Annotated in this window: 20 protein-coding genes; 7 read left to right on the top strand and 13 right to left on the bottom strand. The window is 75.4% G+C overall.

Annotated elements, in window-relative coordinates; genetic code table 11:
- Positions 1 to 27: 27 nt before the first annotated feature.
- The 7 genes from AD017_RS23585 to AD017_RS23615 form a co-directional block, all read right to left on the bottom strand.
- On the bottom strand, positions 28 to 1446 hold the full coding sequence (locus AD017_RS23585; protein ID WP_060575590.1) for an SDR family NAD(P)-dependent oxidoreductase: 1419 nt from the start codon (positions 1444 to 1446) through the stop codon (positions 28 to 30).
- Positions 1447 to 1472: 26 nt separating this feature from the next.
- On the bottom strand, positions 1473 to 2132 hold the full coding sequence (locus tag AD017_RS23590; protein WP_060575591.1) for a heme oxygenase (biliverdin-producing): 660 nt from the start codon (positions 2130 to 2132) through the stop codon (positions 1473 to 1475).
- 68 nt (positions 2133 to 2200) lie between these two features.
- On the bottom strand, positions 2201 to 2800 hold the full coding sequence (locus tag AD017_RS23595) for a TetR/AcrR family transcriptional regulator (protein ID WP_060575592.1): 600 nt from the start codon (positions 2798 to 2800) through the stop codon (positions 2201 to 2203).
- Positions 2801 to 2853: 53 nt separating this feature from the next.
- Complete coding sequence (locus AD017_RS23600; RefSeq protein ID WP_010225037.1) at positions 2854 to 3339, bottom strand: peroxiredoxin; 486 nt, start codon at positions 3337 to 3339, stop codon at positions 2854 to 2856.
- Positions 3340 to 3846: 507 nt separating this feature from the next.
- On the bottom strand, positions 3847 to 4782 hold the full coding sequence (locus tag AD017_RS23605; RefSeq protein ID WP_082538289.1) for a hypothetical protein: 936 nt from the start codon (positions 4780 to 4782) through the stop codon (positions 3847 to 3849).
- Between the two features lie 852 nt (positions 4783 to 5634).
- Entirely contained in the window at positions 5635 to 7536 is a 1902-nt protein-coding gene (locus AD017_RS23610) for a primary-amine oxidase (RefSeq protein ID WP_060575593.1), read from the bottom strand.
- On the bottom strand, positions 7533 to 9017 hold the full coding sequence (locus AD017_RS23615; protein ID WP_010225032.1) for an APC family permease: 1485 nt from the start codon (positions 9015 to 9017) through the stop codon (positions 7533 to 7535). Before AD017_RS23615 ends, AD017_RS23610 begins: the two co-directional genes overlap by 4 nt.
- Positions 9018 to 9250: 233 nt before the next feature.
- Here AD017_RS23615 and AD017_RS23620 point away from each other — a divergent pair, with 233 nt between their 5' ends.
- Both AD017_RS23620 and AD017_RS23625 read left to right on the top strand, forming a co-directional pair.
- Complete coding sequence (locus AD017_RS23620; RefSeq protein ID WP_060575594.1) at positions 9251 to 10666, top strand: APC family permease; 1416 nt, start codon at positions 9251 to 9253, stop codon at positions 10664 to 10666.
- Entirely contained in the window at positions 10663 to 11421 is a 759-nt protein-coding gene (locus AD017_RS23625; protein WP_060576575.1) for an IclR family transcriptional regulator, read from the top strand. The genes AD017_RS23620 and AD017_RS23625 overlap by 4 nt, the downstream gene beginning before the upstream one ends.
- Positions 11422 to 11431: 10 nt before the next feature.
- Here AD017_RS23625 and AD017_RS23630 read toward each other — a convergent pair whose 3' ends face one another.
- Complete coding sequence (locus AD017_RS23630; RefSeq protein WP_010225022.1) at positions 11432 to 11677, bottom strand: hypothetical protein; 246 nt, start codon at positions 11675 to 11677, stop codon at positions 11432 to 11434.
- 94 nt (positions 11678 to 11771) lie between these two features.
- Positions 11772 to 12206, bottom strand: a complete 435-nt coding sequence (locus tag AD017_RS23635) for a DUF6319 family protein (protein WP_060575595.1) — start codon at positions 12204 to 12206, stop codon at positions 11772 to 11774.
- Positions 12207 to 12406: 200 nt separating this feature from the next.
- Here AD017_RS23635 and AD017_RS23640 point away from each other — a divergent pair, with 200 nt between their 5' ends.
- On the top strand, positions 12407 to 12787 hold the full coding sequence (locus AD017_RS23640) for a VOC family protein (RefSeq protein ID WP_010225017.1): 381 nt from the start codon (positions 12407 to 12409) through the stop codon (positions 12785 to 12787).
- A gap of 6 nt (positions 12788 to 12793) precedes the next feature.
- Here the strand turns inward: AD017_RS23640 and AD017_RS23645 are convergent, their stop codons facing one another.
- Positions 12794 to 13408 carry a TMEM175 family protein gene (locus tag AD017_RS23645; protein WP_082398895.1) on the bottom strand — a complete coding sequence of 205 codons (615 nt, stop codon included), beginning with the start codon at positions 13406 to 13408 and terminating at the stop codon, positions 12794 to 12796.
- 69 nt (positions 13409 to 13477) lie between these two features.
- On the opposite strand from AD017_RS23645, the gene AD017_RS23650 reads away from it, so the two are divergent.
- Together AD017_RS23650 and AD017_RS23655 are read left to right on the top strand one after the other, a co-directional pair.
- Positions 13478 to 14473, top strand: a complete 996-nt coding sequence (locus AD017_RS23650; RefSeq protein WP_202968909.1) for a zinc-dependent alcohol dehydrogenase family protein — start codon at positions 13478 to 13480, stop codon at positions 14471 to 14473.
- Between the two features lie 216 nt (positions 14474 to 14689).
- Entirely contained in the window at positions 14690 to 15997 is a 1308-nt protein-coding gene (locus tag AD017_RS23655; protein ID WP_060575597.1) for an MFS transporter, read from the top strand.
- 117 nt (positions 15998 to 16114) lie between these two features.
- Here AD017_RS23655 and AD017_RS23660 read toward each other — a convergent pair whose 3' ends face one another.
- Positions 16115 to 17104: a threo-3-hydroxy-L-aspartate ammonia-lyase gene (locus tag AD017_RS23660; protein ID WP_060575598.1), complete on the bottom strand. Its 990-nt coding sequence runs from the start codon at positions 17102 to 17104 to the stop codon at positions 16115 to 16117.
- Positions 17105 to 17233: 129 nt separating this feature from the next.
- Here AD017_RS23660 and AD017_RS23665 point away from each other — a divergent pair, with 129 nt between their 5' ends.
- On the top strand, positions 17234 to 17623 hold the full coding sequence (locus AD017_RS23665; protein WP_060575599.1) for an excalibur calcium-binding domain-containing protein: 390 nt from the start codon (positions 17234 to 17236) through the stop codon (positions 17621 to 17623).
- 45 nt (positions 17624 to 17668) lie between these two features.
- A complete protein-coding gene (locus AD017_RS23670) occupies positions 17669 to 18394 on the top strand; it encodes a class F sortase (RefSeq protein WP_060575600.1) in 726 nt (241 codons plus the stop codon).
- A gap of 7 nt (positions 18395 to 18401) precedes the next feature.
- Here the strand turns inward: AD017_RS23670 and hrpB are convergent, their stop codons facing one another.
- Positions 18402 to 20939, bottom strand: a complete 2538-nt coding sequence (hrpB, locus tag AD017_RS23675; protein WP_060575601.1) for an ATP-dependent helicase HrpB — start codon at positions 20937 to 20939, stop codon at positions 18402 to 18404.
- Positions 20940 to 20967: 28 nt separating this feature from the next.
- Positions 20968 to 21984: an Lrp/AsnC family transcriptional regulator gene (locus AD017_RS23680; protein ID WP_010240735.1), complete on the bottom strand. Its 1017-nt coding sequence runs from the start codon at positions 21982 to 21984 to the stop codon at positions 20968 to 20970.
- Positions 21985 to 22007: the final 23 nt, after the last annotated feature.

Below are 22007 nucleotides of genomic sequence, written 5' to 3' on the forward strand. Positions count from 1 at the left end.
CCCCCGACAGGACCGGGGGAGGCTCCGCTACCAGGACGACACGGCGTAGTCCTTCAGGAACACCCCGTGCAGGTCCTCGCCGGCCTCACCGGCGACGATCGGGTGGTAGACCCGGGCGGCGCCGTCGGAGAGGTCCAGCGGGGCGTGGAATCCGTCGTCGGCCAGCCGCAGCTTCGTCGGGTGCGGGCGCTCGTCGGTGATCCAGCCGGTGTCCACCGAGGTCATGAGGATCCGGTCGGTCGTGAACATCTCCCCGGCGCTGGTCCGGGTGAGCATGTTCAGCGCGGCCTTCGCCATGTTGGTGTGCGGGTGCCCCGGCGCCTTGTAGCCGCGCCCGAACACACCCTCCATCGCGGACACGTTCACCACGTACCGGTTGCGGAACGGCGACGCCGCCATCGCCGGCCGCAGGCGGGAGACCAGCACGAACGGCGCCGTCTGGTTGCACAGCTGCACCTCGAGCAGCTCCAGCGGATCGACGTGCTCGACGTTGTCGACCCAGCTGTTGACGGCCGCGGTGTCGGGCAGCAGGCCGCCTGCGTCGACCGCGGTGCCGTCGGCGATCCGCTCCGGCGACGCCGAGCGGGCCGTGGTCGCGAGCGCGGCGAGATCGGCGCCCGGCACGGCACCGGCGAGCAGCGCCGGGTGCTCCCGGGTGGTCGCGTGCGCGAACGACACGATCTCGGGCAGCTCCCCGGGCGGCAGCGGCTCGGCCTCGGCCGCCTCGAGCGCCGAGTACGACCCCCGCGACCGCCGGACGGTCTGCGCCGCGTTGTTGACCAGGATGTCGAGCGGCCCGGCGGCGGCGACCTCGTCGGCGAGCGCGACGACCTGGGTCGGGTCGCGCAGGTCCACCCCGATCACGCGGAGGCGGTGCAGCCAGTCGGCGCTGTCGTCGAGGGCGGCGAACCGGCGGGCGGCGTCGCGCGGGAAGCGGGTGGTGATCGTGAGGTGCGCGCCGTCGCGCAGCAGCCGCAGCGCGATGTACATGCCGATCTTGGCCCGGCCACCGGTGAGCAGCGCACGACGGCCGGTGAGGTCGGTGCGGGCGTCGCGGTGCGCGTGGTGTGCGGCCGCGCAGTCCGGGCAGAGCTGGTGGTAGAAGGCGTCGACGAGGGTGTAGCGCGCCTTGCAGACGTAGCACCCGCGGGCGCGGTTCAGCACGCCGGCGGTCGCGCCGGGTGCGGAGGAGACGAGCGGGATGCCGGCCGTCTCGTCGTCGATCCGGCCCGCCGCGCCGGTCGCGGTCCGCGCGGTGACGGCGTCGTCGGCGTCGCGCTCCGAACGCCGCTTCGCCGCCCGCCGGCGCAGGCGCACCGACTTCCAGATCCCGGCCGTGGCCCGCCGGACGGCGACCGCGTCGGGGTGCTCGGGCTCCAGCTCGTCGACCTGCGCGAGAACCCTCAGCGCGGTCGCGAGCTCGTCCGGGTCGATGCCGCTGGTCACCGCACCAGTCTAGGAATCACCGACGGTCACGAGGCGAGCGGCTGCTCCAGCCCGACCTCCTCGGCCATCTCGGACAGCACCTCGATGTTCAGCCGGAACGCGAGGACGGCCTCGGCGGCCACCCGGGACCGGGCCGCGGCGTCCCACGGGGCGGCGTCGAGCAGCGCGCGGTACCGGGTCCGGAACCGGGGCGGCGCGCCGAGCGAGGAGAAGTCGTAGAAGCGGACGCCGTCGCCGGACAGCCCGTAGGTGCGCTGCAGCAGCCTGCCGATCACCTGGCCGCCGGACAGGTCGCCCAGGTAGCGGATGTAGTGGTGGGCCACGAACCGCTCGGGATCCGTCGCCGCGGTGCGCAGTCGCTCCACGTAACGCGCGGTGGAGGGCAGGATCCGCGGGACGCCGCTGCCGAGCGCGTCGAGATCGTCGTGCAGGGCGGGCAACCTGCGCAGCTCGTCGATGACGAACGGCCCGGCGACCGGGTGGTCGGCCATCACGTCGGAGGCCGCCTCGAGGGCGGTGTAGATCGCGCCGTACTGCTCGGCGAGCAGGGTGTAGGCGTCCAGCGGCAGACCGCCGTCCAGCAGTGCGGCCATGTAAGTGGAGTGGTGTGCCTGCTCGTGGACCTCGTACGTGGCCTGCCGGAGTTCGGCGGACAACGTCCCCGAGATCGGGGTCGTGGCGCCCATCGGCCCTCCCGTGGATCTGACACCGTGTCAGATCCGATGGTAGGCCGTGCGACGCGGTAAGGCTAGCCTCAGTCGTGGGTCGTCGTCGAGACCATCCGCAGGACGGCGGCGACCGCGGTGTCCACGGTGGCCTCCAGTTGCGGGGGTGCGACGTCGACGATCTTCCGGCTGGACAGTGCCGCGGCGACGAGCGCGGCGAGCACCGCCGGGTCGTCGTCGACCATCGAGCCGTCGGCCGCACCGTCCCGGAGGATCGCGGTCAGCCGGTCGCCGATCGGGTCGGCGTGCGCGGCGATCCGCCGGTAGGCCTGCGGGTCCAGCGCTCCGGCGAGCGCCTGACCAGGCGGGAGGTGGAACTCGGCGAGCCGGCGCAGCTGCATCCGGGCGAACACGGCCAGGCGCTCCGCGGGGGACGACACCCCGGCCAGTGCCGCGTCGAGGTCCTCGACGTAGCGGGCGGCCTCGTGCTCGACGAACGCGACCAGCAGCGCCTGGCGGTCCGGGAAGTGGTTGTACATCGCCGACCGGCCGACGCCGGCGGCAGCGGCGACGCCGGACAGCGTCACCTGCTCGAAGCCGCGCTCGTAGAGCTGCTCGCGCAGCGCGGCGAACACCCGCTCGCGCACCTGCTCGCGATGCGTCGCGAGCGAGCCCAGGACCTTCGGCACGCGGGCCAGTGTAGGCCCGCGCGCCGGGTCGCGAGGGGTGCCTCAGCGGCGGGTCAGAGCTGCGCGAGCACCGACTCGACGCCGGACACCTCGACGCTGGAGGGGACGTCCTCGACGCCGATCCACTGGACGACGCCGTCCTTGACGATCGCGGCGTACCGCTTCGAGCGGGTGCCGAGACCGAAGGCGGAGCCGTCCATGTCGAGACCGGCGGCCTTCGCGAAGTCGGCGTTGCCGTCGGCCAGCATGAGGACGGCGTCGCCCACGTTGCGGGCCTCGGCCCAGGCGGCGAGCACGAACGCGTCGTTGGCGGAGGTGCAGGCGACGGTGTCGACGCCCTTGGCCTTCAGCTCGTCGGCACGCAGCACGTAGCCGGGCAGGTGGGTGTCGGAGCACGCCGGGGTGAACGCCCCGGGCACGCCGAACAGGACGACCGTGCCCGAGCCCAGCGCGGTCGCGCTCTGGACCTTCGTCGGGCCGTCGGCGGTCGGGGTCATGAGGGTGACGTCGGGGATCTGGTCACCGGCAGCGAGTGCCACGGGGGTCCTCCACGGGGAGTGCACGGACGGTCGTGCGCAACCCTAGCCCCGGCGCGCGCCGGCGCCGGACCCACATGCCGCCCCGCCCGCCCGTTGCCGCTCTCGCGCCCGACCGACAGAAGCGCCACCCGCGGCGGACCCGCACAGCTCGTGCCGGCCCCGCACGGCTCGTGTAGGACCCGCACAGCTCGCGCCGCACAGCTCGCGCCGCACAGCTCGCGCCGCACAGCTCGCGCCGCACAGCTCGCGCCGGACCCGCACAGCTCGCGCCGCACAGCTCGCGTCGGCCCGCACAGCTCGCGCCGGCCCCGCACAGCTCGCGCCGCGCCCCCGCGCCGGGCCCGCACGGCCCACCGCGGAACCGCAAAGGTCGTGGCGGAACCGCACAGGTCGTGGCGGAACCGCACAGGTTCTGCCTCGTGCGGGGGCAGCACAGCCTGTGCGGTCTGCGGAGCATCTGTGCGGTTGCCGGACCGGGTGTGGTCCGGCGCGGCGCCCGACCCGGGGTCACCTGGCCAGGGCTCGGCGGAGGCGGGCTGCCGCCTCGGCGAAGTCGGCCAGGTCGGCCCAGGTCCAGCGGACGACCGCGAGTCCCTCCGCCCGCAACCTGTCCTCGCGCAGCTTCTCCTCCCAGAGCACCTCGGCCGGGTCCTGGTCGGGACGCAGCTCGCGGCCGTACTTGACCCGGCCGTCGAACTCGGCGACGACCCGCTGCTCCGGCCACCCGAAGTCGGTGACGTGTCGGTGTCCGCCGCAGTGCACCTCCCACTGCAGCACCGGCGCGGGGAACCCGGCCCGGGCCAGGGCGATCCGGCTGCGGGTCTCGCCGACGCTCCCCGAACGCCCGTCCGCGGCCGCCGCCACCCGGCGGACCGTGCCGATGCCGGACCGTCCGGCCGCCGCGGTGACCGTGGTGGCCAGCTCGTCGGGCGTCATCACCGGGGGCCGGCCCTGCGACCGGCGGGCGAGTGCACGGTCGGCGACGACGAGTCCGCGCTCGAACCCGGCCGTCCGTGCGATGTCGACGACCGTCCGCGCCGGGGTGGTCACGGCGATACCGCCGACCGTCGTCCGGTCGTCGGACGCCAGCGGGGACGGGTGGACGTGGAGGTCCCGGGTCCGGCGGCCACCGTGCGAGCGGTCACGGGTGACGTGCACGCGGTCGAGCGGAAGCCCCCAGGTGTCCAGGCCGCGCACGACCGCCGCCGATACGTGGCTGGCGACGGCTCCCGGTGCCAGCTGGCGGAGCGCGGCACGGACCGCCGCGCGGTGCCGGGCACGGAGCTGATTCAGCGCAGGATCGGCGGCCTCGAGGTACGCGCCGCGCCGGATCGCGACGAGCTCGCCGCGCGCGAGGGCCCGGCCGATCTCGTCCTCGTCGAAACCGGCGGCGCGCAGATCGCTTCGGAGCCGTACACCGCGTGCGGGCAGGGAACCGTCCATGCCGCGCAGGCAACACTGCCGGCCCGTCGACCGGGCCGAGCCCGCCGATCCCGTTCGCGATCGCATCGCGTCCGCTCACCGGCGGGACCTGCTTCGCCCGTCGCCGCACGGGATCTCCGGCTGCCGCTCGATCTCGGTCCTGCGCGGCGGCCCCACCACCTGTGCGAGCGCCGCGCCCACGGGGGCCGCGCCCAGTGACGGATACACCCGTGCGGATCCGGCCGTGCCGCGGCTCGGTTACCCGATTCGGTGCCGCACATGCTGTACGGCTGTCGCACGATCCCAGTCCTCTGCGAGAGCATTACAACCTGTGCGGGCGCTCCACAACCTGCGGGACTGCAGCGGTTCCTGCTCCGGCACGGAGCGACGGACCCGTGCGGAACGGAGGCGATCTGCTCGGCGCGATCCGCTCGGCTCAGCGCCGCACAGGTTGTGGGGTTCCCGCACGAGATCGGGCTTGTGCGGCTCGAACGAGACCTACGCGGTTCCGCCGGGATGTGTGCGGCTGTCTCGGAACCTGTGCGGCTGGGTGGGGGAGGACGAGCGCGGTCCGGTGACTGCAGCGCATCGCCCTCGGGCCGGGAGCCGGGAAGGTTCCGGAAGCCGCTGATCCCGATCACTGGCGCTCCGGATGCCGGTCTCCCGCATCGGACGGGCGCGCCCCCGCACAGCCGGCGTGCCCCGCACTGGCCGGCGTGCCCCCGCACTGGCCGGCGTGCCCCCGCACAGGCCGGTCTGCTCCCGCACAGGACTGGTCCCGTGCGGGAGCAGCACTCCCTGTGCGGGAGCGTGCCGCGGGGTGCCGCGCGCGGTGCGGCGGTGCGGCGCGTGGTGCGGTGGTGCGGCGGCTGGTCAGTGGCAGTGCTTTCCTTCCGACGGCGGGACGTCCAGGGCCGGGTTGCGGTCGAAGAAGCCGGCGGGCTTCAGGGTGAAGCCGGTGTAGTCCACGGGCATGACCGGCCAGTCCTCGGTGCGCGGGAAGTGGGTCAGGCCGAAGGTGTGCCACAGCACGACGTCCTGCCCGTCGACGTCCCGGTCCGCAGCGGTCCAGGCGGGCAGCCCGGCCCCGCCCGGGTTCTGGTTGACGAAGTCACCGGCCGGGTACCGCTCGGCCGGGTCGTAGCGCGTCACCCACAGCGCCTTCGTCGCGAACGCCGCCCGGGCCGCGATCGACGACGCCGGGTCGGCCAGCAGCGTCGGCTGGCCGTGCGGGTGCAGGACGTACCCGACCGGCTGCCCGAGCGCGTTCGTCTTCTCGGTGTTGACGACGTGCCACACCCGTGCGGTGCCGGGCGAGGCGTCCCGCTGCGCGCCGGACTCGGAGCCGAGCCGGGTCGCGGAGCGGGCGAACGCGTTGCCGTAGCGGTTCCCGTCGCCCATCGGCACCCGGACCGCCTCGACCTCCTCGACGGCGTTGGCGAGGCCGTCGACCGTCATGTCCAGGCGTGCGGAGAACAGGTGCTGGTGGAACGGTGCGCCGAGGCCGGGTGCGATCTCGGTGGCGTGCTCCCCGGGGGTTCCCGAGGTGAACACGATGCCGGTGGCCTTGGCCTCCAGCTCGATGGTGCCGTCGAGGTAGAGGTACCAGTAGAAGCCGTAGTCGTAGTTCCCGATCGGGGTGAAGAACGAGATCACCAGCCGGCGCTGGCGGCGCACCTCGCGGGACCCGGTGAAGATGTCGGTGTGCTTCCAGAGGACGCCGTGGTCCTCCTCGTGCATGCAGATCGCGTTGCCGATCGTCTTCGGGTTGCCGAGGTCGTCGGCGATGGTGGCATCGACGTAGTGGATGTCGCCGAGGCAGTCGCAGCCCAGCTGCAGCGAGTCGGCGTAACGGGCGAACATGTACTCGCCGCAGTCGAAGTAGTTCTGCCAGAACCGGACCGGCGCCGGGTCGGCGTACGGCACCACCATCTCCGCGACCGACGCCCGGTAGCAGACTGGGCGGTCGTCGAACGAGATCTGGTGCAGGGTCAGGCCCTCGCGCTCGTTGAACCCGATCCGCAGGTCCCACTTCCCCCAGCGGACGCGGCCGTCGTCGACGGTGAACGACCGGCCCTCGGGCTGGGTGATCTCGATCGGCTTCAGGCCCTCCAGCGGCGGGCCCTGCACGGCCGGGTCGTCGAAGTTCCCGCTGGTCTCCGGCACCGGCACGACACCGGTGTCGATCACCCGGTCGACCGAGCGGTTCGTCAGGTCGATGTAGGCGACGAGCCCGTCGATCGGGTGCGCCCACGGGTGGTCGGACTCGGAGTCCTGGCGGAACCCGAAGGCGCGGGCCATCCGGCGCCCGGTCTCCTCGGCGTAGTCGTAGACGCCCGCCGACAGCGGCACGGCCCGGACCGACGCCGGCTCGATGCCCCGCTCCGCGAGCGCGGCCAGCCAGTCCGGTGAGGCGTTCAGGACGTCCTCGATGAACTCGAACTCGGAGTCGATGATCGGTGGCTGGCCGTCGGACGCGGGCTCCAGCTCCCGGCTCGACACGAGCTCGCCCGCGGTCGCCGAGACGACGGTGTCCCAGGACCGGCCGGACGCCAGGTCCAGCAGCACCACCCGGAAGCGGCGGTCGGGGACGCCGTCGTCGAACGCGAGGACGTCGGCCTTCGGCGGCTCCTCGGGCGCGAAGAACGCGTACCGGACGTGCTCGCCGAGCATCCCGGCCGCTGCGAGCACCTCCCGGACGGCGGCGACCTCGGCCTCGGTGGTCATGGTCAGCGGGTGCCCGGAGCGCGTCCGGGGCTCCTCGACGGCGGTCATCGGTCCTCCGTGGTGTCGACGGTGTGCTGGGGCGAGATGTGAGCCGGGACGGGTGGCGGCACGCGCCGGGACCACGCGGCACCCCCGGCGAACGCCACCACCAGGACGGCGCCGATCGCGGTCGCCAGCGCGGGCGAGCCCCCGATCAGCGTCGGGAAGTTCGCGACGGTCAGCGCGAGGCAGGTCAGCAGTCCGGCGAGGCCGAGTGCCGGCGCGAGCCGGGTGTTCCAGAGCCGGCGGTCGGCCCGGGTCCGGGCGAAGAACACGAGGACGGCGAGGCAGGTCAGCGCCATCAGCGTCAGCACGCCGAGGGTCGCGGTGCCGGCCATCCAGGCGAACACCTGCGTCACCGGGTCCATCCCGGTCACGGCGAAGACGACGATCAGCAGGAGCGCCGTCCCGGACTGGGCCAGCGACGCCGCGTGCGGCGACGCGTGCCGGGCGTGGCTGCGGCCGAACACCGCGGGCATCGTCCCGGCGTTCCCGAGCGCGAACAGGTAGCGGGCCAGGACGTTGTGGAACGACAGGAGCGCGGCGAACAGGCTGGTCACCAGCAGGACCTGGGCCACGTCCCCGCCGACGGGGCCGAGCACCGCGGTGATCGTCGAGACGATCATGTTCCCGGGGTCCTCGCCGGCCCGCGCGACGGCGTCGGCGTCACCCCAGGCGGACACCACGGCCCACGCCGAGAGCGTGTAGAACGCGCCGATCAGCACCAGCGCGAGGTAGGTGGCACGCGGGACGGTGCGCTCGGGGTCGCGGGCCTCGTCGCGGAACACCGCGGTCGCCTCGAACCCGATGAAGGACGCGATCGCGAACATGATCGCGATGCCGAGCGAGCCGGAGAGGATCTCCGACGGCACCAGGAGCGCCGTCGACCGGCCGGTGCCGAGCCCGCCGGTCACGGCGACGACGGCGTCGAACACGAGCACGATCGCGACCTCCGCGACCAGCAGGACGCCCAGCACCCGGCCGGACAGCTCGATGCGCCGGAATCCGAGCACACCGGCGACGACCAGTGCCCCGGCCGCGTAGAGGTACCAGGGCAGGGCGGGCCCGCCGTAGTGCTGGACGACGGCGTCGAGGGTCGCGCCGAGGTAGCCGTACACCGCAGCCTGCACCGCCGTGTAGGTCACGAGTGCGAGGAACGCCGAGCCGAGCCCGGGCGCCGCGCCCAGCCCGCGGGCGACGTAGGAGTAGAACGCCCCGGCCTCCGGGACGTGCCGGCTCATCGCGCAGAACCCCACCGCGAACAGCAGCAGGACGACGGCGCAGAGCACGAAGGTGGCAGGGAACGCGGCCCCGTTCCCTGCCGACAGGCCGAGCGGGACGGTCCCGGCGACGACCGTGAGCGGTGCCGCGGCGGCGACCACCATGAACACGATCGACCCGGCACCGAGCGAGCCCCGGAGCCGGTGGCCGGGCGGCCGCGCCGAACCGGTCGCGGCAGGGACCTGCGGGTCGGATGCTGGTGCGCTCATCGGCGCCTCCGGGACGAGATGTGGCGGACGGATGCCGGGCACCGTCTCGCCCGGCCCCCGCCGGTCACAACGACCGCTCCCGAGTGGTGCGAATCACGGTACGACCCGTTCCCGCCGGGTGGGAAGCGCGCGCCGGAAATTCTCGTTCGACCCGTCGACGCTGGTCACGACGTCGTGATCGGGCGATAGTGTCCCGGTCCGACGATCACCGGTGACCGCGGACGGAGGTGGGTGTGGGCGTGCTGCGCGACCGTTCGCCGGTGCACGGGCTGGAACGACGCCGGCTCGGCCCGGCCGACGTGCTCGCCCAGTCCATCGCCGGTTCGGCCCCGTCCGCGGCGATGGCGGCGACCCCGGTGATCGTCGCGGGGATGGCCGGTCCGGCGACGGTGTGGTCGTTCGTCGTCGCGACCGTGCTCGCGTTGCTGGTCGCGACGAGCATCGGCCGGTTCACCACCCGGATGGCCGCGCCGGGCGGGCTCTACACACTGACGGCGCAGGGGCTCGGGTCCGGCGCCGCGTTCGCCGGCGGGATCGCCGGGGTGGCCGGGTACCTGCTGCTCTGCGGCGCCGCCGTCGCCGGGGCCGTGCTCTACCTGCAGTCGCTGCTCGGACCGCTGCTGCCCGGCGACCGGTGGGTCCCCGTCGCGGCCGCGGTGGTGGCCGGGGCCCTGATCGCCGCACTCGTCGTGCGCGGGGTGCGGCCGGCGGCGCGGGTGGTGCTGCTGGTGGAGGCCGTCGCCGTCGCCGTGCTGGTCGGAGTGTTCGCGGTGCTGCTCGCCGGCGGCCCACTGCCCGGGCCCGGCCCTGATCCGGTCGAGCCCGCCGGACCGGGAGCCGGCGGCCTCGTCGCCGGGGTGCTCCCGGCGCTCGCCGCCTTCATCGGGTTCGAGGTGGCGACGTCGCTGGGCGCCGAGGCCCACCGGCCGTTCCGCTCCGTCCCGCGGGCCGTGCTCGTGACGGCCGCGGTGACCGGCGTGCTCTACGTGTTCGCCGCGGCCGTGCAGGTGGCCGGGTTCGCCGAGGTCCCGGGCGGCCTCGCCGGGCAGGCGCAGCCGGTGCAGGTGCTCGCCACGGCCCGCGGCTGGTCCTGGATCCCGCCGGTGCTCGACGCGGCGCTGGTGCTGTCGTTCCTGGCCTGCGGGGTGGCGACGGCGACGGCGCTGTCCCGGGTGCTGTTCTCGCTCGCCCGCGACGGCGCCGTCCCGCGCGTGCTCGGCCGCACCCACCCGCGGTTCCGGACGCCGCACGTCGCCGTCCTCCTCGGCGTCCCCGCCGCGACGGCGGCCGTGGCCGTCCCGGTAACGCTCGGCGTGCCGCTCGGCACGGTGCTGGTCGCCCTGCTGTCGTCGGCGACGATCGGGTTCCTCCTCACCTACGCGCTGGTCTGCCTGGCCGCCCCGCTGTTCCTGCGCCGGATCGGCGAGCTCACCCCGGCCGCGGTGCTGACGGCGGTGGTGGCCGTACCGGCACTGCTCGCCGCGCTCGCCGGCTTCGTCGTCACCGCGCCGGCCGGTGGCGTCGTGCTCGCGGTCGCGCTGCTCGGCGCCGCGGTCTGGTTCGTGGTGCTGCGCCGCCGCGGCGGCCTGCGCGATCTCGGCGTCTACGACGAGACCGTCGCCTCCGACGTGTGGGGCCGGTCCGGGTGAGTGCGACGGGTACGGGCCCCGCTCCGATCAGCGGCCGCCAGCCGCGCGCGGTCCGGACGGCGCTGGCCGTGCTGGAGGAGGTCGTCGCCGCGGGGCCGGGGGTGACGGCCAAGGAGATCTCGGCCGCGCTGCGCCTTCCCCCGGCGACGACGTACCGCGTGCTGAACCTGCTGGTGGGGGAGGAGTACCTGGTCCGGCTGCCGGACCTGCGCGGCTTCGCGCTCGGCAGGCGCGCCGCGCGGCTGTCGCCGGTCCCGGTGCCGCGCCCGCCGACGGCGGCCCGGGCGGTCGTCGAGCACCTGCGCGGGATGGTCCGGTGGGGCGTGCACCTGGCCCTGTTCGACGCGGGTCGGCTGCACCTCGCCGACCCGGACCCCGACCACCCGCCCAGCGACCCGGACCTGCTCGCCCGGCTGCCGCAGGCGTCGGCGCTCGGGCGGCTGCTGCTGGCCGAGCAGCCGGACTGGCGGGCCCTGGTCCGGGACCTGCGGCCGGTGACCGGTGCGACCGTCACCGACCCCGACGAGCTGGCGGCGCTCCTGCCGGGCGTCCGCCGCGACGGACTCGCCTCCCAGACCGGGGAGCTGCGTCCGGACCGTGGGTGCCTGGCCGTGGCCGTCCGGTCACCCGCGGACGGCCGGCTCGTCGCCGGGCTGGCCCTGTCCGGTCCCGCCGACCGGGTCGCCGACCCGGACCCCGGGCTGGTCACGTTGCTGCGGGAGCACGCGGCGAGCCTCGGCCCACTCCTCGGCTGAGCCGCCGGGGTCAGAGGTCCCGTTCGGCGAGGTACTGCTCCCCGGCCGCGGTGAGCCCGATCCGGGTCCGGGCGGTGTCCCCGTCGCCGCTCTCCTCGACCAGCCCGAGATCGAGCGCGCGCTGCTCGAGCTGTGCGGCCATGCCCCGCTGCTGGTCGGTGGCGTCGCCGCCGCGGCCGAACAGGGTCGTGACGGGATCCGCGCTGCCACCGGTCTCCCGGAGGCGCAGGAGGAAGGTCGCGAGGGGATCCAGCATCGTCGCCGCCGTTCTGCTCGTCGTGCGGTCCGCGGGTGTGGTGTGCCCACGCCGGACCGTAGCCGCGGAGACGGCCGACGGGCAGCCCCGGCCGCTACTCCTCCAGCTCGGCCAGCGCCTTCTTCGCCTGCTCCAGCTCGGCCTCCAGCTCGGCGACGCGCGCCGCCTTGGCCGACCGGGCGGTCTCGATGACCTCGTCGACCGGGCCGGCCAGGTCCGGGTGCAGGGCCGCCGCGGCCTGCGAGACCGCGGTCGCGCTCACCGGCAGCCCGCGGGCCACCCAGGAGCTGCCCTGCTTCAGCTCGGCCTGCCACTCGCCGTCGGCGGAGCCGCTGACGGTCAGGGTCATCGTGATGACGCGGGTGGTCTTCGCGGTCGAGCCCTTCGGCCGGCCCCGCCTGCGCTTCGGCGCCTCGCCGTCGGCGGGCTCGGCGGCCCCGTCCGCGGGCGACGTCCCGGGGGTGCCACCGGCCGGTGCCGCCGCCCCGTCGACGGCGTCGCTGTTCCCGGTCACCAGGTCCTCGTCCACGTGCTCCCTCGTCCTCTCCTCGCCCGACTGCGGCAGGTACAAGGGTGGAGTCAGAACATGTGTTCGGGCAACCCGGCCCGGCGTGTTCCACCGTGTGGGTCCGGGCCGGGGACGCTGTGCCACCTGCCGATCACCGTCCGCGGTGTCGGCGTCACCCACAGGAGGACGTCGCCGCCCGCCCTCCTGTCACGATCGTCGTCATGCGCATCGACCATCTCGACCACCTGGTGCTGACCGTCGCCGATCCCGGCCGGACCGTCGCCTTCTACCGCGACGTACTCGGCATGACGGCCGTCGAGTTCGGCGGCGGCAGGCGGGCGCTGGAGTTCGGTCCCAGCAAGATCAACCTGCACGAGGCGGGCCGCGAGTTCGAGCCGAAGGCCGCGGCGCCGACACCCGGCAGCGCCGACCTCTGCCTGATCACCCTCGACCCGCTCGACCGGGTGCAGGAGGAGCTGGCCGCGCACGGCGTCGCGGTGGAGGAGGGGCCGGTGGAGCGCACCGGCGCCCGCGGCCCGCTGCGCAGCGTCTACCTGCGCGACCCGGACGGCAACCTGATCGAGATCAGCAACGAGGTCTGACGCCGGTCAGCTGGCCGGGTCCGGGAACAGCCGGTCCGCGAGGACCGAGACCGGCAGGATCAGCAGCCACGAGAACATCGCCGCCGCCGGTGCGACGAACGCGATCGGGATCGACGGGACGAGCGCGACCACGGGGGCCAGGCCGTGGATCAGGGTCGCGCGCGCCGCCGCCGGCGTCACCTCCGGGCCGGTCAGCCGGCCGCCCGACGACGCGTGCCACCAGATCGCCGCCGACGCCAGCCCGATCACGATCAGGTTCGCCGCGTAGAGGACGACGGCGGCCGTCCTGGCGCCGTGCTCGCCGAGGGCGGAGGTCGGGAACGGCAGGAACGCGATCCCGAACAGGTAGGCGAGGTTGAGCGACATCAGCCGCCGGTCCGCGCGGACGAACCGGTCGAAGAGCTGGTGGTGGAACATCCAGTAGCGGCCGATCACCACGAAGCTGAGCGCGAAGGTGAGCATCCGGGGGAGGAGGTCGAGCAGCTGGGGACCGATCCGGTCGTCGCTCAGCACGGTGTCGGTCAGCGGGAGGACCAGCAGCGTGATGGCGATGGCGAACACGCCGTCGCTGAACGCCGTGATCCGCTCCAGCCTCGTCCCGTCCGGCCGGATCGTCGTCACCGGACCCCCTCCGTGCTCCTCGCGGCCCGGACGGCCCGCACCGGTGACCTCGCACCTAGCCTGGCCGGTGTGACGGGCACGGTGCGGGCGGTGCGGTTCCACGCGACGGGCGGTCCGGAGGTGCTGCGCGTCGAGGACGTCGTCGTGCGCGAGCCCGGACCCGGCGAGGTCCGGATCCGGGTGCACGCCGTCGGGCTGAACCGCTCGGAGGTCGCCTTCCGGCGCGGGACCTACCTCGACCGTCCGGTGCTGCCCGCGGGTCTGGGCAGTGAGTGCTCGGGCACCGTCCTCACGACCGGACCGGGCGTCGACGGCTGGTCGCCCGGCGACGAGGTGTGCGTGCTGCCGGCGTCGTCGCAGAACGACCATCCGGTCTACGCCGAGGAGGCCGTCGTCCCGGCCCGTGCGCTGCTGTCCCGGCCTCCCGGCCTCGACGACGAGGGTGCCGCAGCGCTCTGGATGCCGCTGCTGACGGTGTGGGGCATGACCCGGCACGCGGTCCGGCTGCGGGAGGGTGACCGGCTGGTGGTCACGGCGGCCGCGAACAGCATCGGCGCCGCGGCCCTGCAGGTCGCGCGGCACCTCGGTGTGCACGCCGTCGCGACCGTGCCCGACGACCGGCACGCCGCGGCACTGCGCGCCGCCGGTGCGGCCGAGGTCGTGACCGGCGACGACGACCTGCGTCCGGCGATCGGCGGCGACGGCGCCGACCTGGTGCTCGACGCCGAGGGCGGCCCCGGGGTGGGACGCCTGGTCCGCGCGTGCGCGCCGGGCGGCGCGGTGATCGTCCACGGTGGACTGTCGGGTGAACCGACGCCGTTGCCCGCCGCCGGGTACGCGCCCGTTTGGCTGCGCCGTTTCCACGTCCGCGAGGTCACCGGCGACGCCGCCGTGCTGGCCCGGGCGACGGCGTTCGTCCGCGCCGGTCTCGCGGCGGGGACGCTCGCCCCGCTCGTGGACCGCGTCTTCGGGATCGACGACGTCGCCGCGGCGCACGAGTACCTCGAGTCACCGGAGCGGGCCCCGGGGAAGCCGGTCCTGCGGATCGGTCAGCCGAACAGGTAGGCCACGAACAGCGCGTTCGCCAGGCCCACCACGACGCCGACGGTGCCGAGCAGGACGGCGGCCGTCGCGGTCCGCCCGACCGTAGCGCCGCATGGTCACCGTCACGGTCGTTCGCATTGCTCACGAGGTGTGTTGCGTGGTGCAATCGACTGCGGTCCGAAACGTCCGCGATCTCGCCGGGGTCCGTTCCCGGGGAAAGGCAGTGAGGTGGACGACATGTCCCGATCATCCGGTGCCGCACACGCACCGAGCCCGTTCCGCCAGCCGAAGGCCGTGTGGGCGGTGGCGTTCGCGTGCGTCATCTCGTTCATGGGGATCGGCCTGGTCGACCCGATCCTGCCGTCGCTGTCCGGCCAGCTCGGCGCGAGCCACGCCGAGGTCGAGCTGCTGTTCACCAGCTACCTCGTGGTCACCGCGATCGCGATGCTGGCGACCGGCTGGGTGTCGTCGCGGATCGGCGCGAAGAAGACGCTGATCGCCGGGCTGGTGCTGATCGTGGCGTTCGCCGCGCTGGCCGGTGCGTCGTCCGGGATCTGGGGGATCGTCGGGTTCCGTGCCGGCTGGGGGCTGGGGAACGCGCTGTTCATCGCGACCTCGCTGGCCGTGATCGTCGGCTCGGCGTCCGGCGGGTTCGCCGGGGCGATCGTGCTCTACGAGACCGCGCTCGGCCTGGGCATCGCGACCGGCCCGCTGGTCGGTGGGCTGCTCGGGAACTGGTCGTGGCGCGGGCCGTTCTTCGGCGTCTCGGCGCTGATGCTGGTCGCACTCGTGGCGACGGTCGTCCTCCTGGAGCCGACACCGGTCCCGCAGCGGAAGGCGCGCCTGTCCGAGCCGCTGACCGCGCTGCGCCACCGCGCGCTGGCGACGACCTCGGGCGTCGGCCTGCTCTACAACTGGGGCTTCTTCACGATGCTCGGCTACGCCCCGTTCCTGATGGGCGACCTCGACCCGATCACGCTGGGCTGGGTCTTCTTCGGCTGGGGTCTGCTCGTCGCGCTCTTCGCGGTCTTCGGCGCCCCGTGGCTGAAGGAGCGGTTCGGCACCGCCCGCACCCTCTACGGCGCCCTGGTCGGGATCGCGGTGCTGCTCGCCGCGATCGGACTGTTCGACACGGTCCCCGCGGTCGTGATCGTCGCGGTGATCCTCTCCGGGATCGTCGTCGGCCTGAACAACACGCTGGTCACGACGGCCGTCATGTCGATCTCGCCGGTGCCGCGGCCGACCGCGTCGGCGACCTACGGCTTCGTCCGGTTCATCGGGGGCGGGCTCGCCCCGCTCGCGGCCGGTCTGATGGCCGGTGCGGTCGGCGCGTCGGTGCCCTTCCTGATCGCCGCCGTCGTCGTGCTGGCCGGGGCGGCCCTGCTGTCCACCATCCACCGCGAGCTGGAGGCGGCCGACGCCGAGGCCGTCCAGGAGGGTGCGTCCTCCGAGCGGGCCGACGCCGAGGAGGCCGTCCGCGAGGTGCCCGGCCTGCCCGACGAGTCGATCATCGCCGAGGACGCGCTGGAGCACGACCGCCGCTGACCCGGGCCGCCGGCCACGCCGCTGATTCCGGGCCGCCGGCCACGCTGCTGATTCCGGGCCGCCGGCCGCAATGTTGATCCCGGGCCGCCGGCCACGACGCGGTGGCCGGCGCCCGGTTCACGCGCCGCCCACCAGCGCGGCGAACCGGTCGAGGTCCACGTTGCCCCCGGAGATCGTGACGCCCACCCGGGCCCCCGCGAACCGCTGCGGGTCCGCGGCGACGGCCGCCCGCAGCCCGGCGAGCGCCAGCGCCCCGGTCGGCTCGACCAGCACCTTGTACCGCGACGCGAACAGCGCCATCGTCTCGACCAGCGCCGCGTCCGGCACGGTCACGACGTCCTCGACGTGCTTGGCGATGATCGGGAAGGTGCGGTCGCCGAGGAACCGGGTCGCGGCGCCGTCGGCGATCGTGCGGGGCTGCTCGATCGTCACGATCCGCCCCGCCCGCAGGGACTGCCTGCCGTCGTCGCCGGCCTCGGGCTCGACACCGAACACCGCACAGCCCGGCGAGAGCGCCTGCGCCGCGAGCAGCGACCCGGACAGCAGCCCGCCGCCGCCGAGGCAGACGAACAGCGCGTCGAGCGGGCCGTGGTCCGCGAGCAGCTCCAGCACCGCGGTGCCCTGCCCGGCGATGACGTGCGGGTGGTCGTAGGGCGGCACCAGGGTCAGCCCCTGCCGCCCGGCGAGGTCGGCGGCGATCGCGGCGCGGTCCTCGGTGTAGCGGTCGTAGGCGACGATCTCGGCGCCGTAGCCGCGCGTCGCGGCCATCTTCGACGCCGGTGCGTCGGTGGGCATGACGATCGTCGCCGGGACGTCGAGCAGCTGCGCCGCCAGTGCGACCGCCTGGGCGTGGTTGCCCGAGGAGTACGCGACGACGCCCGCGCGCCGCTCGTCCGGCCCGAACCGGGACAGCGTGTGGAACGCGCCGCGGAACTTGAAGCTCCCCGTGCGCTGCAGGTTCTCCGCCTTCACCAGCACCGTCGTGCCGAGCTCGGCGTCGGTCAGCCGCGACGTCAGCACGGGGGTGCGGTGCGCGGTCCCGCGGAGGACCTCCGCGGCGGCGTGCACGTCGTCCGGGGTGGGCAGGTCGGTCGGGTCCGGGGTCACCCGGACAGCTTCCGGCCCCCGATCCTGTCCGATCAAGCCCGTTACGGTCCGTCCCCGAACGGGTGTAACGAGTCACTTGTCCGGATCGCTGTAGGGGACAGGCTCCCCCCTTCCCCGAGAGGACCCCCGATGCGCCTGCGCACCCTCCCCGCCGCAGCACTGCTCGCCGTCGCCGCCACCGTGCCGATGGCCGGTGCCGCCTTCGCCCAGGACCGCGACTGCGCCGACTTCGCGAGCCAGGCCGACGCCCAGGCCGCGCTGCAGCCCGGCGACCCGGAGCGGCTGGACCAGAACGACAACGGAGTCGCCTGCGAGTCCCACGACTACGGCTCGGCGGCCACCGCCACGGCCGCCTCGACCGGCTCCGGCGACACACCGTCGCAGGTCACCGCCACCCCGGTCGGCGGGGTGGAGGCCGGTGGCGGCCCGGCGGACCTGCTGCCGCTCGCGTTCGGTGCGGTCGCCGCGGGTGGGATCGGGGCCGTCGCGGTGCGGCGGGTCGCGAGCCGGCGTGGCTGAACCGCGCCCCGCAGGACCGCGGACACCGTCGCGCGGCGCGGCGGCGTGAGCACCCGCCACCCGCCCGCCGCACGGCGACCGGCCGTGCCCGGCGCCGCCGCGGGCCGGGCCCGGGTGCCGATGCGCCCGGCCCGGGGGCGGCGCCGGCGGTCGGCCGTCCGCGTCGCGGGCGTGACCACGCTGCTCGGGCTCGCGATGCTCGTCGCGGACCCGGCCGGCGCGCCGGAACCGGCGGCGTCGGAGCAGGTCGGCGGTCCGGCCGCACCGCCGTCGGCGGGGGACCGGCCACCGGCCGGGCTGCTGCCGGCGGGCGCGGAGCCGCGGGCGGAGTCGGCGCCGGTGCGCCTGCGGGTCGACCGGCTCGGCCTGGACACCGGGCCGGTGCCGCTCGGCCTGCTCGGCGACGGATCGCTGGAGGTCCCGGCCGATGCCGGGACGGTCGGCTGGTACACCGGCGGGCCCACACCCGGCGAGCGCGGACCGGCCGTGCTCGCCGCGCACGTCGACTGGAAGGGACTCCCGGGCGCGTTCGCGGAGCTGCACACGCTGGTGCCCGGGGACCGGATCCGGGTCGACCGCGCCGACGGGAGCACGGTGACGTTCGCCGTCCGGCACACCGGGCAGTACCCCAAGGACGCGTTCCCGACCGGGGAGGTCTACGGCGACCTGGACCATGCCGCGCTCCGGTTGATCACCTGCGGCGGCGCGTTCGACCGGTCGGCCGACAGCTACACCGACAACGTCGTCGTGTTCGCCGACCTGGTGTCCTGACCCGGCCTCAGCGACGCCGCCCGGTGCCCCGGCCGGGCGGCGCCGTGAGCGGGTCCTCCGGCCAGGCGTGCTTCGGGTAGCGGCCGCGCAGCTCGGCCCTGACCTGCGGGTACCCGGTCGCCCAGAACGACGACAGGTCCGCCGTCACCGCCGCCGGGCGCCCGGCGGGGGAGAGCAGGTGCAGCACCACCGGCACCCGTCCGCCCGCGACGGCGGGGGAGCCGGTCCAGCCGAAGACCTCCTGCACCTTCACCGGCAGCGCGGGCGCCTCGCCCGAGTAGTCGAGCGCGATCCGGGACCCGGACGGCACGAGGAGGCGTTCCGGGGCGAGCTCGTCGATGCGTCCGGCGAGCCCACCCACCCGGCCGGCCGCGTACGCCCGCAACGCCTGCCCGGCGTCGACCCTGGCCAGGTCGGCGCGCCGCCGCGCGGTCGCGAGCGGGCCCGCGAGCCAGCCGGCGGGATCGGCGGCGGAGTCGAGCAGCGCGTCCTCGGCGACGTCCGGCCAGGGCTCGCCCAGGGTGCGGTGCAGGAAGCCGAGCCGTTCGGCCAGCGACCGCGCGGCCGCCCCCCAGCGCAGCAGTCCGGTGCCCTCGGCGCGCAGGCCCGCGACCAGCGCCGCGCGCACCGCGCCGGCGTCCGGCCGCGGGTCCGGGCGCTCCTCCAGCACGATCGCGCCGAGCCGACGGACCGTCCTGGCCCGGACGTCGCCCGACTCCCACACCACCTCCGCCCCGTCGACGAGCAGCGCGGTCCCGGCCCGTTCGGCGGTCTCGCGGTCGGTCGCCGCGGCCAGCCGGACGCGACCGTGCACCTGCCCCGGGCGCCGGTCCGCGACGGCGACGGCGAGCCACTCCGCGTCGCGCAGCGGACCGGACGGCACCTCGGCCGCGGTGCCACCGGCCATCAGGTACACCCCGGACCCGGCCTCCCGGCGGCGGGCGAGACGCTCGGGATGGGCGAACCCGGTCACCAGCGCGACCGGGTCCCCGTGGTCCGCAGCGGGCCGCCGGCGGTTCCCGCCGGTGCCCGCGTCACCGTCACCGGAGCCGTCGCGCCCCGTGCGGTGCAGGGACCGGGCCAGCCGGTCCCGCTCGCCGCGCCAGCGCCGGGCACCCGGAGCGTCCCCGGACCGCAACCGGGAGAGGGCCGTGGCCAGGTCGGCTTCCCGCCCGGCGAGGGTGTCGTCGTCGAGCACCGCGACGATGCCCGCCACCTCGCGCGGGTCGATCCCGGCTGCCGCACCGTCGAGCAGCGCGCGGGCCAGCCGCGGGTGCAGGCCCTGTGCCGCGATCCGGCGGCCCCGGGCGGTGACCGACCCGGCGGCGTCGAGAGCCCCGAGCGCGGTCAGCACGTCCCGGCCGGCGGCGAGCGGGCCCGGCGGCGGCGCGTCCCACCACCGCAGGCCGGCCCCGTCCGGGGTGCCCCAGACGGCGAGGTCCAGCGCGAGCGCGGTGAGGTCCGCGATCCGGATCTCCGGATCGGGGGCGTCGGCGAGCACCTCGCCCTCGGGCCAGCAGCGGTAGGCGTGCCCGGGAGCCTCCCGCCCGGCGCGCCCTGCCCGCTGGACCGCGACCGCCCGTGACACCCGCCGGGTGACCAGCCCGGACAGCCCGCGCCGGTGGTCGGTGTGCGGCACCCGCGCCAGCCCCGAGTCGACGACGGCGCGCACCCCCGGCACGGTCAGGCTCGACTCGGCGACGGCGGTGGCCAGGACGACCCGGGCCCGCGGGCCCTCCCGCAGCGCCGCGTCCTGCTCGGCCGCGGGCAGCCGCCCGTGCAGCGGGAGGACGTCGGCGTCGAGGTCGTCCAGCCCGCGCAGTGCCGAGGCGACCCGGTCGATCTCGGCGACCCCGGGCAGGAACGCGAGCACCGACCCGTGCACGCGCGCCCGCCGCACCGCACGGACGACGGTGGCCTCGGTCCGCTCGTCGCGGACCGGTGGGACATGGGTGACGTCGACGTCGAACGTGCGCGCCGCGACCTCCAGCACCGGGGCCGGCCGGTCGCCGTCGCCGAGCAGTGCGGCGGGGCGGGCGGCGGCGAGGGTGGCCGAGGTGGCGAGCAGCCGCAGGTCCGGGCGCAGCCCGTCGCGGGCGTCGAGCAGCAGGGTGAGCAGGAGGTCGGCGTCGAGGTGCCGCTCGTGCACCTCGTCCAGCACCACCGCCGACACCCCCGCCAGCTCCGGGTCGGCGGCGAGGCGGCGCAGCAGCAGCCCCGAGGTCACGACCTCGACCCTCGTGTCGGGCCCGGACCGGGCGTCGCCGCGGACGCGGTAGCCGACCGGCCCGCCGACCTCGGTCCCGAGCAGCGACGACATGCGGGCGGCCGCGGCGCGGGCCGCCACCCGGCGCGGTTCGGCGACCACGACCCGGCCCGGCGGTGCCGGGCCGGATCCGGTCAGCCCGGCCAGCGCGAGCGGGACCAGCGTCGTCTTGCCGGTGCCGGGCGGCGCGACCAGCACACCCGCCCCGCGGTCGTCGAGGGTGCGGACCAGCTCGTCGAGGACGGCGGTGACGGGCAGGTCGGGCAGCGGGGAGGCCATCACCGGCCAGTATCCCCGGGCCGCGTGATCAGCCCGCGAAGAGCGGCACGGTGCGGCCGGTCGAGCGCCCGTCCGGGTGCAGCAGCCGGCCCATCCGCTTGCGGGTCCGCAGGATCACCGAGGTGTCGACGATCTCCGCCGCCGGGACCGCGTGCTCGATCGCCGACTGCATCCCGACCAGCTCCGGCAGCGTGTGCGTCCACGCGGTGACCAGGAAGTTGGCCGGGCCGGTCAGCGACAGGCACAGCCGGACGCGCGGGTCGCCGCGGATCCGGCGGACCGCGTCGGCGACGTCGTCGGTGGGCAGCCGGATCCACCAGGTCACGCAGATCGGCCAGCGGGTCAGCAGCTGCGCGACCTCGCAGCGGAACACCAGTGACCCGGACCGGACCAGCGCGGCGAGCTGACGGCGCACCGTGGACGCCGGGCGCCCGATACGGGCGGCGATCTCGGCGGCACCGGCGCGGCCGTCGGCCCCCAGCTCCCGCACGATCGGCCGGTGCACCGGGCCGAGCAGGTCGACCGGTTCGCCGGCATCCCGCCCGTCGGCCTGCCGCAGCTCCCGCACGGCGTCGATCTGGGCCGCGTCCAGAGCGTCGAGCCGCCAGCGGCTGCCCTCGAGATGGACGCCGGCGGCCAGGTGCGTCCGTGTCGACGCGACCCCCGGGACCCGGGCGAGCCGGTCCAGCACCAGCCCGGACAGCTCCGCGAACGACGGCGCGTTCACGGTCAGCAGCAGGTCCCGGCCGCGGGCCGCGTGCTCGATCGTCATCACCGGCGGCTCCTCCTGGAGGGCCGCCACCACCTCGTCGAGCCGTCCCGGCGCGCAGTCGATCTCGACGAGCGCGACCTGCATGACGTCCTCGCGCACGACCGGGTAGCCGGTCACCCAGGCCAGACCCGCCTCCCGCAGGCGCTCCCAGCGCCGGGCCAGCGTGACCGGTGCGGCGTCGAGGACCGGGGCGAGCCCGCTCCAGCTCGCGCGCGGATGGAGCTGGAGGGCGTGCACGAGCGCGAAGTCGTCCTCGGACAGCTGGTGGTGCACGGATCCCTCGCAGTCGCCGGCTT

It is taken from the genome of Pseudonocardia sp. EC080619-01 (assembly GCF_001420995.1).
Classification (GTDB): domain Bacteria; phylum Actinomycetota; class Actinomycetes; order Mycobacteriales; family Pseudonocardiaceae; genus Pseudonocardia.

Excerpts from the sequence above, each read along its gene's own strand:
- AD017_RS23590 (WP_060575591.1), bottom strand. The coding sequence starts at position 2,132 with ATGGGCGCCACGACCCCGATCTCGGGGACGTTGTCCGCCGAACTCCGG.
- AD017_RS23605 (WP_082538289.1), bottom strand. The coding sequence starts at position 4,782 with ATGGACGGTTCCCTGCCCGCACGCGGTGTACGGCTCCGAAGCGATCTG.
- AD017_RS23610 (WP_060575593.1), bottom strand. The coding sequence starts at position 7,536 with ATGACCGCCGTCGAGGAGCCCCGGACGCGCTCCGGGCACCCGCTGACC.
- AD017_RS23615 (WP_010225032.1), bottom strand. The coding sequence starts at position 9,017 with ATGAGCGCACCAGCATCCGACCCGCAGGTCCCTGCCGCGACCGGTTCG.
- AD017_RS23630 (WP_010225022.1), bottom strand. The coding sequence starts at position 11,677 with ATGCTGGATCCCCTCGCGACCTTCCTCCTGCGCCTCCGGGAGACCGGT.
- AD017_RS23640 (WP_010225017.1), top strand. The coding sequence starts at position 12,407 with ATGCGCATCGACCATCTCGACCACCTGGTGCTGACCGTCGCCGATCCC.
- AD017_RS23655 (WP_060575597.1), top strand. The coding sequence starts at position 14,690 with ATGTCCCGATCATCCGGTGCCGCACACGCACCGAGCCCGTTCCGCCAG.
- AD017_RS23665 (WP_060575599.1), top strand. The coding sequence starts at position 17,234 with ATGCGCCTGCGCACCCTCCCCGCCGCAGCACTGCTCGCCGTCGCCGCC.
- hrpB (WP_060575601.1), bottom strand. The coding sequence starts at position 20,939 with ATGGCCTCCCCGCTGCCCGACCTGCCCGTCACCGCCGTCCTCGACGAG.